The following is a 17,136-nucleotide window of genomic DNA, read 5'->3' as shown; positions in this document are numbered from 1 at the left end:
TCGGTTTCGGCCGCGGCCCCCACCTGCTGGATAGCGCGGCCCGGCCGTTTTGCCAATGCTTGCCGCGCCGTTGCCCAGGCCTAGCGGCTGTCCAGCATCCAGCTGCGGTTGCGCCACATTTTCTCGCCGATCTGGCAGTCGGCGGCCGGCTTGTCCTGCGCCAGCACCACTGGCGGATGGTCCGCCTCCTCCGCCGCCCATTGCGGTGATGCCGGACCGGCGAGTTCCAGCACCAGCTTGCGGCGGATGGCTTCGGGAAATTGCGTCCAGTCGTTGACCGGGATCATGAAGGCACCGGGGCCGCCTATGACGCAATCGCTGTAGTAGCGGTCGAGATCACTGACGTCATAGGCGCCCGAAAATCCGCCTCGGGTCATCAGCGGCAGGCCGTTGATGACGATGCCTTGCCTGACCACCCCGTCGCGGGTGAGATTGACCGGCGCACCCTGATTGTTGGGACCGTCGCCCGAAATATCGATGACCCGCTTGGTTCCCTGATAGCCGCTTTCGGCGAAAAGATCGCTGCCGAACTCCAGCGCGCCTGATATCGAGGTGCGGCGCGCGCTGTTGGGCGGCTGGGCGGACAATTGCGCCACCACTCGCTCGGCATCGGCGCGGTTGGCGATGACAGTCCACGGCACGATGACGCGTTGCCATGTGGTGCCGGCCCATTCGACATAGGTGACGGCGATCTTGCCATAGGCGCCATCGGCGATCGCCTGCAGCACATTGTCATGCGTCAGGGCCGCTGCGTAGCCGTGTCGCTGGATCTCGAGCTCATCCGCCGACATCGACAGCGAGACATCCACCGCCAGCACCAGCTCGACATCGACCGGCTCGTCCGCGCGGGATTCCGGGGCCTGCCAGAGCATCAGCGCCAGCGCGGCGCAGCTGGAAATGAGATGTCTTGCGTGCGGGAAAGCAGACATGCCGCAAGGGTAAGGCAAAACGGCACGGTTAAAAAGACAAAAGCCCGGCCAAAGGCCAGGCTTTTGCAATCGGTCTTTTGCTCGATCAGCCGATCAGCTGCGCGGCTTGAGGTTCTCCGGATCGTAGAGCGGCTTGTAGCCGACACCGGCAACCTCCACCGGATAGGTCTCGCCGAAATATTCCACCTTGAGCTTGCGGCCTTCCTGCGCATGCGAATGCGGCAGGTAGGCGAGCGCGATGTTCTTGCCGATGGTCGGGCCATAGGCGACCGATGTGGTGAAGGAGCGGCGGCCGAGTTCGTCGACCAGCGTCTCGCCGGTGGCGGGATCCAGCACCGGCATGATGCCCACGGGATAACGCGCCACGCCTTTCGAATCGGTGTTTTCGGTCATCACCAGCGTGCACAAGGTCGCCGGCTGATGCTCGCGGGCACGGTACTCGACATGCTTGGCCTTGCCGCAGAAATCATTCTCCTTGACCTTCGGGCGCGCGAGATCGGCTTCGAGCAGATTGTACTCGGTCAGAAGGTCGGCGTTCTGCAGCCGCAGGCTCTTTTCCATGCGGCGCGTATTGGCATAGGTCTCGACACCGAACGGCATGACGCCGGTCGAGCGCAGCGCGTCCCAGACGGCCAGGCCGTCCTCATAGCGCATGTGCAGTTCCCAACCCTGCTCGCCGACATAGGAGATGCGGAAAGCGGTGACATCCTTGCCACCGATCCGGATCGGCTTGATCGCGGCGAAGGGGAAGTTTTCCACCGAGAGCCCGTCCGGATTCTCGACCACCTTCTGCAGGGTCGCGCGGGCATTCGGTCCCCAGATGCCGATGGTGACGTATTTTTCCGTCACATCGGTGATGGTGACGTCAAAACCCTTGTCCTGCGTGGTGCGCTGCATGTAGCGGAAGTCGCGCGGGCCGGCATCGGCGCCGTCGATCACACGGCAGCGATCGGCCATGCGGATGACGGTGAAGTCGGCGCGCACCATGCCCTCCTCGTCGAGGAAGTGGGTGTAGATGCCCTTGCCGATGTTGTTGTCGCCGCCGATCTTGGCCGCGCACAGCCATTCCAGCAGCGCGACATGATCGGGCCCTTCGACGTCATACATGGAGAAATGCGAGAGATTGACGATGCCGCAATCCTCGCTCATCGCCAGATGCTCGGCATTGGAGACGCGCCAGAAATGGCGGTTGTCCCACTCGTTCTCGCGCACCGGAACCCGGTTGCCGTACTTCTCCAGAAGATGCTCGTTGGCGGCATAGCCATGGGCGCGCTCCCAGCCGCCCAGTTCCATGAAGTAGCCGCCGAGTTCCTTCTCGCGCTCCCAGAACGGCGAGCGCCTGATGTTGCGGCCCTTGGAGAAGGGTTCGCGCGGATGCACCGCCGGATTGTAGACCTTCATCGCCGTCTCGGTGCAGCGATCCCAGATGAACTGCTCCTTGGTCTGGTGCGGATAGAAGCGCGCATAGTCGATGGCGTGATGATCGATCGCGGTGCGGCCGTCGGTCATCCAGTCGGCGATCAGCTTGCCCATGCCGGGCCCGTCCTTGACCCAGATGGCGACGGCATACCACAGGCCCCTCACCTTCTGGCTCTCGCCCATCGACGGGCCGCCATCGGCCGTCACCTGCAGCAGGCCGTTGAAGGAATGGCTTTCATTGTAGCCGAGCTCGCCCAGGATCGGCGTCAACTCCATGGCGCGCTCGAGCGGCGCCAGGATCTGCTCCATGTCGAGATCGCGCTGCGACGGAGAAAGACGGGCCTGGTCCTTCTCCAGCAGGTCGCGCGGATGACAAAGGCGCGGATTGGTCTCTTCGTAGTAACCCCATTCGATCTGCCCGCCTTCGGCGGTCTTGGGATCGCCGGTGTCGCGCATATAGGCCGAGTTGCCCTGGTCGCGCAGCAATGGCCAGCCGATCTCCTTGCCGGTCCCGGCGAACTCATTGTACGGCCCGAAGAAGGTCAGCGGATGGTCGATCGGCATGACCGGCAGGTCCTCGCCGACCATTTCCGCGATCAGCCTGCCCCAGATGCCGGCGCAGACGATGACATAATCGGCCTCGATGGTGCCGCGGTCGGTCACCACGGCGCTGATGCGGCCGTCCTTGACCACGAGCGACCTGGCCGGCGTGTTGGCGAAGGATTTCAGCTTGCCCGAAGCCTCCGCCTGGTCGACCAGCTTGCCGGCAACGGTCTGCGAGCGCGGAATGACGAGGCCGGCGTCCGGATCCCACAGGCCGCCCTGGACCATGTCCTGTTCGATCAGCGGGAACTTTTCCTTGATCTCGGCCGGTTCGATCAGGCGTGCGCGTGTGCCGAAAGCTTTCGCCGAAGCGATCTTGCGCTTGATCTCGTCCATGCGGCCATCGTCGCCGACACGGGCCACTTCAAGGCCGCCGATGCGGGCGTAGTGGCCCATCTTCTCGTAGAAATCGATGGAATAGAGCGTCGTCCAGCAGGACAGGAAATCATGGCTGGTGGTGTAGCAGAAGTCGGAAGCGTGCGCGGTCGAACCGATGTCGGTCGGGATGCCCGACTTGTCGATGCCGACAATATCGTCCCAGCCCCGCTCGATCAGGTGATGGGCGATCGACGCGCCGACAATACCGCCGAGGCCAATGATGACGACCTTCGCCTTTTTCGGAAACTCTGCCATTGCCCGCGACTCCAAAGTGATAAAGCGGGCGGACTATAGGGCGGAGCGGTGGGCCTGATGAAGCCTGTTTGCGACATTGGCAAAAAGCCGAGCGACCAGACGACAGAATGGTTCTGTTCGTAGCTCAGTCCAGCCCGACCTTGCCCGGCGCCCAATAGGCCTTGGCTTTCACCCGTGACGATCCGACGCCCTCCGTTTTCAGCACGCGGCTCACATGCTGGATCGACCGCGCCTTGCCTGTCAGGACGAAATACGCACCGCCGGCAGCCTGCGTGGCCACCTCGACAGAAGCAGCGGTGAGATGCGCATCGTCGGTGGCACGCGCAATCAGCGTCGCATCGCCAAGGCCGATCGCCGCCAGTACCGGCCGTGATTCCGCAATATCAGTCGCTTCGAGAATCAAGCTCACGCGCGATCTGGGAATGGCGCGGAGTGCCGCCGCCAGGGCGAAGGAAGTTTCGTCGCCGAACAGCACCATCGGTGCCTCAAGGCCGGAGAAGTCAAGTGAACGGCGTGGCCCGAAGAACTGGCAACTATCGCCTTCGCGCAAGGCATCAGCCCACCGGCTACCGGGACCGTCGCCATGCGCGAAGGCGAGCAGCCGTGTCCTGCCGCGTTCCGCGTCCCAGTATATCGGCGTATAGGTTCGGGCGGTCAGGCCCGTGCCCATGGATATCTGCAGCTTCTGGCCGACCGCCCAGGCGATCCCCTTAAGCGCCTCACCTTCGAGATCGACCATGCGGAAATGCTGCGACAGGACCTCCACGGCGGCAACGCGGGCTGGGCGCATCAGCCATCGCAGCAAGGTCCGCGTGACGTAGCCCGGCTGGGGCGAAGACGTCGTCTCCTGGAAGCGGTGGGCAGAATTGGTCAAGAGCATCACTCCATTACCTCAGGTGTGGCGGGATCGGCACCATGTTGCTTGCGAGCCGGTCACGATGGAATCGAACGGAGGTAGCCCTGGCGGTCCGTTTCCAGGCCTTTCCGCAAAAGATCGGAAACGCCGGGAACCGACACGGCAGCACTCGCAAGTTCGGCGCCGAGGCCTGTGTCCCGGCCGAGCCTGATGTACGCGGCGAATGGCTTGGCCGCCTCCATCGTGCGGGCTGGTGGCCTGCCGGGCCAGTCGCCGAGGCGCAGAAGGGTCGGGCTCTCGCCGATCTCGGCGGCGGGGTCCTCGATGATGGCGACCAGCGCTGACGTCTTGTCCTGGAAGACGAATGGTGCGCATGCGGTCTGATCGGCTGATATGCGGACGTTGCCCGACACATGAACGACCTGCGCCGACCCCAGGACCAGCACCATGGCAGCGACCTGAGGCTGCGCAAGATGATGGCCGAAGAGGCGATTGCCTGGACGCTCCGTGAAACCGTTCCCGCCGCTCCGCGCCAGTATGCCGGCTGGATCGTCCTTTGGACTGAGCTCGACACGGCCCCAGGCATCGACGGTCGCCAGCGCCATGAAGCGGTTGGCGGCAGCGAACGCGCTGACGCCTTGCGGCGCCAGCATCTCGACCAGGGCCGCCCAATATTCGGAGCGGATCAACGCCTCGTCGCGATGGCCATAGCATTCCTCGACGGCAATGCGGATTTCACCATTCCGAACCTCCCTCACCGTGCCGTTGACGCGCATCGTCTCGCCGATGCATGGCAGCAGGAACAGCGAGCCAAAACCCTGGCCAGGCACGGCCAAGGCCGGATCATCGAGCATCGCGATCGGCAACCGCAGTTCGTATGTGTCGCCGCTGGCGAAACCAGTCACGCCACCGCCGAGGGTGACGCCGAGCGTGGAGCTGTCTCCAAACGCTGCGAACATCAACCGCGAAGCCGCTATCCAGCGCAGCGCGGCACGATCGAGATGACCGATAATCCGAAAGTTCGTCGGCGGCGGGGTCGCGCCCATGGTTGCTTTCAACAGGGTGGCGGCATCGATCGGCTTGTTCATGACAGCACTCCACGCTTGGGTGGGAGCGTTGAGGGAGCGCGACGGACACGACCTCAATACCCTTTCTCCATGGCTTCCTAATGGGCTCCTTGGTGGCATTTCCCTTGGGTTCGAGGACAATCACTACAATCTCAAGCGATTGGCGACATCGGGCAAATATGACAAAATGTTTCGAGATCCTGCCAATGTGGAAAGCCAACAGCCCAGATGCCTATTATCGAATCGCATCCCAAACCTACTGATTTTCCCGATCCGGACGATGTGCCTCGGCCGGTGATGGTTTATGGCTTGACGCTGGCGACAGGCGTCATCGAGCTCAGCCATCACGCGCATCGCAAGGCCCAGCTGCTGCTCACATTGCGCGGCGTCTTCACATGCGAAGTCGAAAGCGGTCTGTGGCTGGTGCCGCCACATTGCGCGATCTGGATGCCCGGCGGTGCCGTGCACGCCATCAAGGCGTCCGGACCGATTGAAGGCTATAATGTCTTTATCGACCCCGCGATGGCGGCAGCCTTGCCGGCCACCTGCTGTACGCTGTCCGTCTCACCGCTGCTGCGCGAATTGCTGATCCGCGCCGCCAGTTTTCCCCTGGACTATCCAGAAGGCGGCCGAGAATCGCATCTGGGCACGCTGCTGCTCGATGAGATCGCCGCGGCTCCGGTTGAGCATCTGCACCTGCCGATGCCGCGAGACGATCGGCTGCGCCGGATCGTCGAGGCGATGATGGCCGACCCCGCCGATCGCGGCACGATGGAGACATGGGCGAGGCGCGCCGGTCTCAGCGAGCGGACGTTTGCGCGCATTCTCGCGCGCGAGACGGGAATGAGCTTTGGCCGCTGGCGCCAGCAACTGACGATCATGCTTGCGCTACAGTGGATGGCGGCGGGCGCCTCGATCCAGAGCGTGGCGCTCGACCTTGGCTATGAAAGCGCGGGCAGTTTCGTCACGATGTTCCGAAAAGCGTTCGGTACCTCGCCGGGCCGCTATATGGCTGAACGGCGCGGAGCCACAGCCACCGTTGACGGGTGAACCTTACGCGAAGGCCCAGATGTCCTCGGCCTGGAAGCCGACCTGGTAGCCGGCGGTCTTCAGCTTGACCACGACCTGGCCGATTTCGGCCGCCGGCAGCGCGCCGACCTCGACCTTGATCATGCCGGGGCGATAGCGTTTCAGATCAAGTTGTTCGAAGACGATCCAGTCGGCGCCCTCGCAATCGACGAGGAAGGCGTCGATATGACTGATGCCGTTGCGGTCGAGCAGCGTCTGCAACGTTTCCGACGGTACTTCGATGTCCCTGAGGTGCGGCGCGAATTTGTTGAAATTGGCATCGGCCTCACCCCAGGCGTTCTTGCCCGACATCAGATTGGTGTCGGTGACCGACGAGCAGCCAATGAACTCGATCGGCAGCGTGCCGGCCTCGAGGGCGGCTGCGTCGAAAGTATGGACGGTGATCGTGCCCCTGGTTCTTGTGACGGCCACCGGCTCGATGATGAAGCGGTCCGTGTCGGGATAGTTGGCGCGCAGCCGCTTCTGATTGTACGGGATCGGCTCGACCAGCATGGCGCGGGCGCCGGCAATCCTGTGCAGCCACGGCGTCACATCGTCAAACAGCGCGCCGTCGCAGGCGCCGACATTGACCATCTGGAACGGCTGCCCCGCCCCACCGAAGCGCGCTTTCAGCGCCGCCCTGGCGAGGAATTTCGTGCCGCGCAGCGACGGCCCGCGATCGAGCAGGCCGGAGGGAAGACCGAGCGACAAGGCGATGCGCGCCAGGCTGGATAGCGAACTCATGGCTTGTCTCCGGGAATGACGTGCAAGGCCGCGCGGTGTTGGCCACGAACCGATGCCGCCCACAGCGCCATGAACGGCACCGCCAGCAACAGGAAGGGTGGGATCAGATGAGGGAAATAGATGCGCGTGTCGTGGATCGGAAAGACCGTGAACTTGGCCAGCGCACCGAGCACCAGCGCGGCGAACAGGATGCCGGCACGGCGCTCGAGGCGGAAGCCGGCACGGCCGGCGGCGAACCAGCCGGCCAGTGCCAGGACAGAAACGCCGACCCAGCTGTTCAGGTTGACGGCGCGCAGCAGCGACGTCGCAAACGCCCTGAGATAGGCGGCGACCGAGAAGGCCGGCTCGAACCCGTCCATATTGTAGTGCTGTTCGATGCTGGAGAACCACAGATGCGGCCACCAGCCGGGATGATGGGCCCAGTGCGAAATGGCGAAATAGGCAACGAACGACGCGGCGAACCCGGCCAACGCGCCCCACGCCTGCTGCCGGAAGGCGACCAGCAACACAGCAAAAATGGCAAGGAAAACAATATTGTCCGGCCGCACCATGAAGGCGAGAAAGAGCAGGATCGCCGTCGCCGCCTCGCGGCCCCTGACATAGGCGTAGAGCCCGCCGAGCAGCAGCGCCGACGTGAGCAGGTCCGGCGTCGAGGCACGCGCCGCATCGCCGAAATCAGCCATGATCAGCACCGCGCCGACCACCGGCGCCAAGGCCAGGGCCTTTTCCGAGCGCAGCCAGAGCAACACGATCGCACCGAACAGCAGTACCGAAAACACCTGCACAAGGTGCATCGCCTCGACCGGAGACATCACCGCGCTCAGCGTCGACAGCATCTCGGCATAGAGGAACTTGATCCGATACATGCCGAGCAGCGAATGGAAGTCGGCGGCATTCTCCGTCATGTGGCTGCGGAAGCCGCCGCCATCATCGGTCAGTGTCTTGTAATCGGCCACCGATACGCCCGCTTTGACGGTGCTGTAGGCGTAATCATGCAGCGCCTGCGCATCGGGATAGGTGCCTTCCTCTGATATTGCGAGGTAAGGCAGCATGTCCCAGTTGGCATCGGGCATCACCCATGCCGTGAACGCGGTCAGAAGGATGTAGAGCGCGAAGGCCGCCGCGCCGATCGGTGCGGCCAGCCGCGCATAGGTCCCCTCACCCCAGGCCAGACCGGTCTCGGTGACCCGGTCTAGCGGGTTTTTCGCGGGGGGAGACTTGGTCAGCATCGTTCTGCCCAATGAGCTTTCTTCTAGCGAACCTGGCTTTTGACGAAGTCCTTCACGATCGACACGATGCCGCGCGACAGCAGGCTGTCGAAGGCATCGACGAAGCGGTCGACATGTTCGCGCTGGCAGATCAGCGGCGGTTCGAGCCTGATGACGTTGCGGTTGTACTCGGTGAAGGCGACGAGCACGTCGTAGTCGCGCAGCAAGAGCGCGCCGACAAAACCCGACAGCGAACCCTTCAGCTTGTCGTCAAGCACGCTGACGATGGGCCTGAGCACCATCGGCAAGGTCTGCGAGAAGTCGTGGAACTCCAGGCCGACCATGAGACCCTTGCCGCGCACATCCTTGATGATCTTGGGGTATTTGTCCTTGAGCGCCTGCAGCCGCTGCAGCAGATAATCGCCGGTGACAGCAGCGTTGTCGATCAGCCCCTCGTCATAGAGCACGTTGAGCGCCTCGATCGAGGTGACGCAGGCCTCGCCCATGCCGCCGAAAGTCGCCATGGCATGGATCATCGCGGTCTTCGGCGTGCCATAGGCCTTCATGTAGATTTCGCGCCTGGCGATCATCGCGCCGACCGCCGCCTTGCCGCCGCCAAGCGACTTGGCGAGCGCCGTCACATCCGGCACGACGCCGTAATGCTCGAAGGCATAGAAGCGGCCCGAACGGCCATAGCCGCATTGCACTTCGTCGGCCACCCACAGCACGCCATACTGGTCGCACAGCGCGCGCAGCTTCTGCCAGTATTCGGCAGGCGCCTGGATGATGCCGCCGCCGCCCTGGATGGTTTCAAGCACGATGACGCCGACCTCGGGATCGGAGCGGAACAGGCGCTCGACAGCCTCGATGTCGCCGAAGGGGATGCGCACCGTATTGTCAGCCATCTTGAAGTCGGCGCGGTAGAGCTGGCCGTCGGTGATGCCGAGCACGCCCTTGGTCTTGCCGTGGAAGGAATTCTCGGCGTAGACGATTTTCGGCCGCTTCGGGCCGGCGGCGCGCTCCGCGAGTTTCACCGCCGCTTCCATCGCCTCCGAGCCGGACGAGCCCAGAAACACCATGTCGAGATCGCCGGGCGAGCATTTGGCGATGTTGTGCGCCAGCGCGGCCGCATATTGCGACATGAAGGCGATTGCGATCTCCTGGCGCTTTTCCTCCTGGAACTTTTTGCGCGCCTCAAGCAGGCGCGGATGGTTGTGGCCGAAGGCCAGCGAGCCGAAGCCGCCAAAGAAATCGAGGATCTTGCGGCCGTTCTGATCGATGTAGAACATGCCTTCGGCACGCTCGATCTTGATCTTGTGGAAGCCGAGCAGCTTCATGAAATGCAACTGGCCGGGATTGAGATGCGCCTTGAACAGGTCGGTCATGCGGGCGACATCCATCGCCTTGGCCTGCTCGACGCTGATCAGATCGGGCTTGGCGATGGTGGCGGGCGACAGCGCCGGCGCGTTGACCATGGTGCGCGCATTGGTCTGTTCGGGCTTGGCCATGACGGTCATTTCAATCTCCTGTCCGCGCCACGACCAGCGTCGTGCGCCATAAAACTGTTTGGCGAGCCCGCTATTCGGCGGGCACATGTTTGGTGGCGACGGCGTGCCCGGCCTTCTTGGCGCGGTATTCGCTGTAGGCGGCGATCAGCATGTCCTCGTCGCGATATTGCGGCACCCAGCCGAGCTGGCGCTCGGCCTTGGACACGTCGAGCACGCATTCCTCGTCGGCGATCAGATATTGCTCCGGGTCCATGATCGGCATGTTCACGAGATCGAGCAGGTCGAGCGTGCGCTTGACCGCCCAGCCCGGTGTCGGGATCAGGATCGATTTCGAACCGGCATGCCGGATCAGGTCGCCGAGCAGTTTCTTCACCGGTGGCGGATTGAGCGAGCCGAGATTATAGGCCTCGTTGGGCACGCCGGCCTTCCAGGCGGCGCGCGCAGCTTCCGCGCAATCGAACACAGAGATGAACTGATAGGGGTTTTTGCCCGAGCCGATCATCGGCACCGGAAGGTTCCAGTCGATCAGCTTGAACAGTTTCTCCAATATGCCGAGCCGGCCTGGGCCGATGATCAGGCGCGGGCGAAACAATGAGATCGACATGCCGCGCTTGCGCCATTGCGCGGCGAGTTCCTCGGTCTTCTGCTTCGACCAGCCATATTCGCCGAGCGGCGCGACGGGGTGCTCCTCGGTCATGGGCTGTGTGACCGTGTGGCCGTAGATCATGTCGGTCGTGTAGTGGACGAGTTTTGGCGCACCGGCTTTGTCCATGGCCTGCATGATGTGCTCGGTGCCGTGGAAATTGACCGGGAAGAAGAAGTCGTGCCGCTTGGCCCGCACCTGGATCGGCGACAGCATCTTGGCCGACAGATTGTAGACCATGTCGTCGGCCTTGAGCCCGACAGCCGCGACCGACGCCGGATCGGTCACGTCGCACTTGATAAAGCGGACATTGCGGTAGTGCGCCAGATCGCCTTTGACGATGTCGGCGACGACAACCTCTTCGCCATCGGCCACAAGCTTCGGGGCAAGGTGACGGCCGACGAAGCCGTCACCGCCGAAAATCACATGTCTCATCGAACGGTCTCGTTTGCAGGAATCTTGTCGGGCGCGATGGAAGCGGTCTGGTCTTCATGCCCTCGCCCACCCAAGTCTCGACCACTCTGCGCGATCAGCACGGTGCCGACGCAGATGAAGGCGATGCCCGCTATACGCCAGCCATTGAGGTCTTCGCGAAAGACGAAATAGGCGAAGATGGCGACAGCGACATAGGCGAGGCTGAGGAACGGATAGGCAAAGGAAAGCTCGACCTTGGACAGCACGTAAAGATGCGAAGCCATGGAAATCACGAAGGTACAAAGGCCCAGGAACACCCAGGGGCTGAACACGATCTGCAGCAATTTGAGGAGCGGATTGACGCCTTCGAACGAGATCGGTCCAAGCGACATCATGCCTTGCTTCAGCATGAGCTGCGCGGCGGCATTGGTCATGACCGTAAAGAGAATGAAGACGATATATTTCATGCCAGCTCACCCACCCGTGTCATCGACTAATACAAATCTGAAAAGATATCGTGAACTCACAAGAATGTTTTGAGTAAACCGTGAAATTAATCGCTCACTAACCACGATTCATTCCAATTTTATCTATTCGGCTGCCTCGACTCCGCGCCGCCGCAGATCGATGCTGCCTGCCGTGCGCGTCCAGAAATCGGACATGAAGGCAGGGTCGCGCAACGCTTCCAGCCTCGGCCAGTCGGCGAAGGAGGCAGCGAAGGTCGCGGCACTCATGCGCGCATCCTTGTAAGGGTTGACCGCCCCGCCGGCCGCGGTCGTGATGCGGTCGAGCTCGCCAAGCAGGGCAAGCGTCGCCGCCCCCTTGTTGGGGAAATCCAGCGTCAGCGTGTAGCCAGGCCTAGGAAATGACAGCAGCGCCGGCGAGCGGACCCCGCCGAAACGCTTCAGCACGGTGAGGAAGGAGCCCTGCCCCGCCCGTCGGGCCGCCGTCAGCAGCTCTGGCACAACGATGCGCGCAGCCTCCTCCGGCACCACGCTCTGATGTTGGAACAGCCCTCTGGGGCCATAAAGCCGGTTCCAGTCACGCACACCGTCGAGTGGGAAGAAAAAGCCGTGGTAGCCGGTCTGGCGCGGCACGGTGGCCCGGCCCTTCTTCCATCGGTAGGCAGCGTTGAAAGTGGTCAGGAACGGCCGGCTGAGCACATTGAAGGGCGGCTGGAACGGTATCGCCAGCTTGCCGCCGGCGCGCGAGGCCGCATGCGAACCGTGTTCGGCATGGTTGCCGGTAAACAGCAGGCCACGCCCGCTGTTGCGGCCACCGGCGAGTTGATCGATCCAGGCGACGGCATATTCATTGGCTTGGTCCGCCGCTTCGGCGAGGTCAAAGAACTCGGCGAGGTCGCGAAACGGTGTCGTCTTTTCGACGATATCGAGCGAAGGCACTCGCATCAGCCGGATCGAGGCGGACAGGATGAGGCCGGTCAGGCCCATGCCTCCGATTGTCGCCCGGAACAGGCGCGGATTATCTGATGCCGAGCAGCGATGGGTCCTTCCATCGGACCGCAGCAGCGTGAGGTTTTCGACATGGCAGCCGAAGGTGCCGCGCCGGTGATGGTTCTTGCCGTGCACATCATTGGCGATGGCACCGCCGAGCGTAACGAATTGCGTGCCCGGAACGACAGCCGGGAAGAAGCCGTAGGGTGCAGCGTGCGCGATGATATCCGCCAGCAGCACGCCGGCATCCGCTTCGAGCACACCGGTCTCGGCATTGAAGGCGCGGATGCGGTTCAGCGTCCGCATGTCGACGACCGCGCCGGCGTGGTTCTGGCAGGAATCGCCGTAGGAACGCCCGTTGCCATAGGCCAGCAGCGATGCTTCCTTCGCTTGGCCGCCTTTCAGCAGCGCGATGGCGTCATCGGCGTTGATCGCGAGTGCCGCGGGCGGCGTGGCAAGGCCAAAGCTCCGGAAGCGTTCGACCATGCCTACCAGCCCCCGATGACCAGCAGCACCGCGCCGATCAGCACCACGATCTGGCTGCGCCAGTCACGGATGATGAAGACGACCGGGTCGTCATGCATCTCGTCGCGGCGCGCCAGGATCCAGACGCGCATGGTGAGGTAAAGCACGATCGGCGGCAGCGGCCAGATCAGCCATGGATGCGGATAGAGCTCGCGCACCGCGACACTGTCCATATAGAGCGCCAGCACCAGCGCCGAGGAAAAGGCCGACGCCATGCCGGCCTGGGCGACGATCTCCTGGTCTTCGGTGCGATAGCCACGGCCGGCGATGCGCTCACCAGGCGGAATGGCGGTGGTGCGCAGTTCGACAAAGCGCTTCACCAGCGCCAGCGACAGGAAGAAGAAGATCGAGAAGGCGAGCAGCCAGAACGAGACATCGACGCCGGTCGCGGCAGCACCGGCGAGCACGCGGATCGTGTAGAGGCCGGCAAGCGTCAGCACATCGACCAGCAGCATGCGCTTGAACGACAGCGAATAGGCCGTGGTGACGGCCATGTAGCCGCCAAGCACGGCCAGGAATTCAGGTGCCAGGAACAGCCCGGTGCCGACGCCGATCGCCAGCAGCACCGCGATCGCGCCAAGGCCGAACGGGATCGACAGCGCGCCGCTGGCGAACGGCCTGTTGCGCTTGGTGGCGTGTTTGCGGTCGAGCGCGAGGTCGAAGAAATCGTTGAGGATATAGATCGCCGAGGCCACCGCGCTGAACGAGATGAACGCCAGCACGCATTGCCAGATCATGTTGGTGTTGAAGTACTCGTGCGACAGCACCATCGGTACGGCGATCAGCGAGTTCTTCAGCCACTGATGCACGCGCAGCATCTTGATGATGGTCCGCAAGGTCGGCTTGGGAGCCGGCATGGTTTCGGCGCCGTTCGCCGCCTGCCAGCGTGCGGCGTGGCGGTCGGGCGCGACGACGATTGCATTGCGCGCGGCATCGAAGACCTGGAGATCGTGGCGGCTGTTGCCGGCATAGTCGAAGCCGCCATCGCCGTAGGCCGCGACCAGCGAGGCGCGCTTCTTGCCCGAGGTGAGATTGTCGAGACCATCGGTCGCCAGCACCCGGTCGAAAATGCCGAGATGGCAGGCAATGGCGTCGGCGAATTTGCGCGGCGTTCCGGTCGCCAGCACGATCTTGCGTCCCTCGGCATGTTCGGTCCGGAGCCGGTCGAGCAGCGGCGCGCGATAGGGCAGCGACGCGGGGTCGATGTCGATGCGCTGCGCGATCGACTGCTTCAGCCGCGCCGGCCCGCCGGCCGCCCAGAAAGGCACCAGGAATATATAGAGCGGGTTCTTCTTGAGGAGGAGGAACAAGCCTTCCCACAACAGGTCGGTCGCGATCAGCGTGCCGTCGAGATCGACCGCAAGCGGTATTGCGTTCCTGTCCGACCGCGCATCCATGCCCGTCCTGCCCTGCCAGCGTATGATCCGGAAAACCGGAATCCCGTTGCGCGCCGCGTTTCGGCGTCTTGAGGCTGGTATAGCGGGGGATGACGTAGCGAACGTTAAAACGCCTGGTTGCAGGCGGCTGCCGCACCGGTATTTCCGGCGTCATTGTTAAACAACGGCTACTTGAAACGATAAAAGGCCGGGCAAATACCCGGCCTTTCCAATGATACCGCCAGAATTACTTGATGCGGGCGACGCCGCCGGAGATTTCGACGGTTTCCGAACCGGTCAGGGCTTCGAGGTCACCGTTCGGCAAGGTGACGAAGCAGCCGTTCTGGCAGAATTCAACGGTTTCACCGCCGGCCAGGGCAAGGTCGGTCTTGCTGCCGCCCTCCGTCACGACCAGCGTACGGGTCTCGGCGTCCTTGTTGACCGCGCTGGCGGCATGAGCCGAGCCGCTCACGGCGAGCAAGGCGACGGCAGCGACGAGAGACTTCCACATGGTGCAATATCGGTGTTCCCACCGCCTCTGTTGCATTTCGCAAGGCATTTTCGCCCTTTGCTTGAGAGCTTATATGAGATGGAAGCTGAACCGCAACTGAATGCCGTATTCATGCCGCAATTGGTTTTGGCATTCTCCAATGCCGGTTACCGGCACACGCCCGGCCCTGTTAATTTAACCGACCGGCACAATATGATGCCGAAGGCGGCAAACGCGAAGAAAGACAATGCACGGCACCGAGACAACGCACGGCAATTGGCTGGAAACGATCGGCGTTGGGGTTGAGACGCGGAGGATTGCCGCTGGACTGACCCATTATGTGCCCGCATCCATCAACCACCGGCTTGGAATCCACGTCGGGGCGCCGGTCAACGCGTCGTGCCACTGCGATGGAAAACATCACCGGCGCGTCCAGTCGGATGGCGACATCGATATTGTCCCCGCCGGGCTCGACGGCGACTGGGAAGACGACGCGGATTGCACCATCCTGCGGCTGTGGGTCAGCCCGGCGCTGGTGCGGCGCGCGGCCGGGGATCTCGAGATCGATCCGGACCGGGTCGTCGTCCATCCCCAGTTCCAACGTCGCGATCCGAGGATCGAACATATCGCCCATGCGCTGGCGACCGGTCTCAGCCCGGACGTGCCATCCGACCGGCTGTATTTCGAAAGCCTGGCCAGGGCATTGGCGATACAGATCATCCAGGGTGCTTCGTCAAAGTCGGACGTTCCGGCAAGGCAAACGCTTTCCTTCCGCCAGAAGCGCAGGCTGGCCGATTTCATCGAAGCCAATCTCGCTCAGGACCTTTCACTGGACGAGCTGGCGCAGGTGGCTGCCATCAGCGTCTCGCATCTGAAAGTGCTGTTTCGCCGCACATTCGGCATGCCGCCCCATCAATATGTTATCCATCGACGGGTAGAGCGGGCCAAGGCCCTGCTGCACCAAGGAAAAGTGCCGCTCAGCCAGATCGCGCTGGAAGCAGGGTTCGCGCATCAGAGCCACATGGCTCAAAGCATGAAGCGCATCCTCGGCGTCACGCCTGGCGCACTGATCCGCATGCGGCGATAGCAGGCGATCCGGCATTTTCGCCGTCTTCGGCTTCGAATCCAATCATCCGTTTTTGTCTTCCGCCGTCCATATCTGGGCGACCCCAGCCCACCAATCCGGCATTCCTGGGCATCCCATTGGTCAGATCGAAGGATATGGGCATGTTTGTCGTTTTGGGTGCTGCCGGAAAGATCGGACGGGCGACGGTTGGTGCGCTCCGTCGACATGGCGTTCCGGTCAGGACCGTGGTGCGAAACCCGTCGCACGCCGACGAATTCCGCGGGCTCGGTTGCGACGCGGAAATTGCCGATCTGCGCGATGCGCCGGCTTTGGCGCGGGCAACAAGGGGCGCGACAGCGGTGCAAGTGATCTGCCCAACCGGCGTCCGCGCCGACAATGCGGCAGCCGAGATGGAATCCACCATACGATCCATCATGGACGCACTCGATCAGACCAGGCCGGAAAGCATCCTGGCGATCTCGGATTATGGCGCCCAGCTTGCCGCCGGCACCGGCATCACGCTGACCTTCCATCATCTGGAATCGCAGTTGAAGAACATCCCGGCGGCGCTGACGGTGCTGCGCTCGGCCGAGCACATGCAGAACTGGAGCCGCCTGGTTGGCAGGGCCATCAAGACCGGCGTGCTGCCGAGCCTGCATCATCCCGTGTCCAAATCCTTCCCGACCGTCTCAGCCGGCGATGTCGGCCTGATGGCGGCCGATCTGCTTCTTTCGCCCGGCGGAGAAGCGTTGCGCGTGGTTCATGCCGAGGGGCCTGATCGCTACAGCGCAACCGATGTGGCGCGGACGCTTAGCGAGATTGCCGGCGGCGAGATCGTCGCTCGCGAATTGCCGAGACAGGACTGGATTCCCGCCCTCGTCGGCGGCGGCATCGGCACGAGCTACGCCGAACTGGTCGCCGCGATGTTCGACGCCCACAACGCCGGCCGCATCGATGTGGAACACGGCGTCGGCGAGATCAGACGCGGCAAGACCGATTTGCGCACGGCACTGTCGGCGCTGGTCGCGAACCGTGAGCGGGCCTAGAGCAATTCCGGGAAAAGTGTGAACGGTCTCCGTCCGGAATTGCATTAAAACAAAGAGTTAGAGCGGTTCGCCGTTCCGGAAACGGTG

15 protein-coding genes are annotated in these 17,136 nt (G+C 63.0%); 3 read left to right on the top strand and 12 right to left on the bottom strand.

What is annotated here, in order from left to right; all coding sequences use genetic code 11:
* Positions 1-80 precede the first annotated feature (80 nt).
* From FJ977_RS15975 to FJ977_RS15960, 4 genes are all read right to left on the bottom strand, one after another.
* Positions 81-929: a DUF1194 domain-containing protein gene (locus FJ977_RS15975; RefSeq protein ID WP_140772949.1), complete on the bottom strand. Its 849-nt coding sequence runs from the start codon at positions 927-929 to the stop codon at positions 81-83.
* 93 nt (positions 930-1,022) lie between these two features.
* Positions 1,023-3,584, bottom strand: a complete 2,562-nt coding sequence (locus FJ977_RS15970) for an FAD-dependent oxidoreductase (RefSeq protein ID WP_140772947.1) — start codon at positions 3,582-3,584, stop codon at positions 1,023-1,025.
* A 124-nt stretch (positions 3,585-3,708) separates the two neighbouring features.
* On the bottom strand, positions 3,709-4,458 hold the full coding sequence (locus FJ977_RS15965) for a siderophore-interacting protein (protein ID WP_246683123.1): 750 nt from the start codon (positions 4,456-4,458) through the stop codon (positions 3,709-3,711).
* 59 nt (positions 4,459-4,517) lie between these two features.
* Positions 4,518-5,528, bottom strand: coding sequence for a pyridoxamine 5'-phosphate oxidase family protein (locus FJ977_RS15960; RefSeq protein ID WP_140772943.1), 1,011 nt, complete (start codon positions 5,526-5,528; stop codon positions 4,518-4,520).
* Between the two features lie 207 nt (positions 5,529-5,735).
* Here FJ977_RS15960 and FJ977_RS15955 point away from each other — a divergent pair, with 207 nt between their 5' ends.
* Complete coding sequence (locus FJ977_RS15955) at positions 5,736-6,557, top strand: helix-turn-helix transcriptional regulator (protein ID WP_140772941.1); 822 nt, start codon at positions 5,736-5,738, stop codon at positions 6,555-6,557.
* Positions 6,558-6,560: 3 nt separating this feature from the next.
* Here FJ977_RS15955 and FJ977_RS15950 read toward each other — a convergent pair whose 3' ends face one another.
* The 8 genes from FJ977_RS15950 to FJ977_RS15915 form a co-directional block, all read right to left on the bottom strand.
* The gene (locus FJ977_RS15950; protein ID WP_140772939.1) at positions 6,561-7,319 is read right to left on the bottom strand and encodes an FkbM family methyltransferase; all 759 of its coding nucleotides are present in this window, start codon (positions 7,317-7,319) and stop codon (positions 6,561-6,563) included.
* On the bottom strand, positions 7,316-8,548 hold the full coding sequence (locus FJ977_RS15945; RefSeq protein ID WP_140772937.1) for a DUF2029 domain-containing protein: 1,233 nt from the start codon (positions 8,546-8,548) through the stop codon (positions 7,316-7,318). Before FJ977_RS15945 ends, FJ977_RS15950 begins: the two co-directional genes overlap by 4 nt.
* A 23-nt stretch (positions 8,549-8,571) precedes the next feature.
* The gene (locus FJ977_RS15940) at positions 8,572-10,002 is read right to left on the bottom strand and encodes an aspartate aminotransferase family protein (RefSeq protein WP_181179974.1); all 1,431 of its coding nucleotides are present in this window, start codon (positions 10,000-10,002) and stop codon (positions 8,572-8,574) included.
* 103 nt (positions 10,003-10,105) lie between these two features.
* The gene (locus FJ977_RS15935) at positions 10,106-11,113 is read right to left on the bottom strand and encodes an NAD(P)-dependent oxidoreductase (protein ID WP_140772933.1); all 1,008 of its coding nucleotides are present in this window, start codon (positions 11,111-11,113) and stop codon (positions 10,106-10,108) included.
* A complete protein-coding gene (locus FJ977_RS15930) occupies positions 11,110-11,559 on the bottom strand; it encodes an EamA family transporter (protein WP_140772931.1) in 450 nt (149 codons plus the stop codon). The genes FJ977_RS15935 and FJ977_RS15930 overlap by 4 nt, the downstream gene beginning before the upstream one ends.
* 123 nt (positions 11,560-11,682) lie before the next feature.
* The gene (locus tag FJ977_RS15925; RefSeq protein WP_140772929.1) at positions 11,683-13,032 is read right to left on the bottom strand and encodes an FAD-binding oxidoreductase; all 1,350 of its coding nucleotides are present in this window, start codon (positions 13,030-13,032) and stop codon (positions 11,683-11,685) included.
* 2 nt (positions 13,033-13,034) lie between these two features.
* Positions 13,035-14,468 (bottom strand): UbiA family prenyltransferase, encoded by a 1,434-nt coding sequence (locus FJ977_RS15920; RefSeq protein WP_140772927.1) that lies wholly within the window; start codon positions 14,466-14,468, stop codon positions 13,035-13,037.
* Positions 14,469-14,694: 226 nt separating this feature from the next.
* The gene (locus FJ977_RS15915) at positions 14,695-14,958 is read right to left on the bottom strand and encodes a hypothetical protein (protein WP_032930670.1); all 264 of its coding nucleotides are present in this window, start codon (positions 14,956-14,958) and stop codon (positions 14,695-14,697) included.
* A 226-nt stretch (positions 14,959-15,184) separates the two neighbouring features.
* Between FJ977_RS15915 and FJ977_RS15910 the strand changes: the two genes are divergently transcribed.
* Together FJ977_RS15910 and FJ977_RS15905 are read left to right on the top strand one after the other, a co-directional pair.
* Positions 15,185-16,024 carry an AraC family transcriptional regulator gene (locus FJ977_RS15910; RefSeq protein ID WP_140772925.1) on the top strand — a complete coding sequence of 280 codons (840 nt, stop codon included), beginning with the start codon at positions 15,185-15,187 and terminating at the stop codon, positions 16,022-16,024.
* 140 nt (positions 16,025-16,164) lie between these two features.
* A complete protein-coding gene (locus tag FJ977_RS15905; protein WP_140772923.1) occupies positions 16,165-17,049 on the top strand; it encodes an NAD(P)H-binding protein in 885 nt (294 codons plus the stop codon).
* The last annotated feature ends 87 nt before the right edge of the window (positions 17,050-17,136 follow it).

This window comes from Mesorhizobium sp. B2-1-3A (assembly GCF_006442655.1).
GTDB lineage: Bacteria > Pseudomonadota > Alphaproteobacteria > Rhizobiales > Rhizobiaceae > Mesorhizobium.
This window is presented reverse-complemented; position numbering and strand designations above follow the sequence as displayed.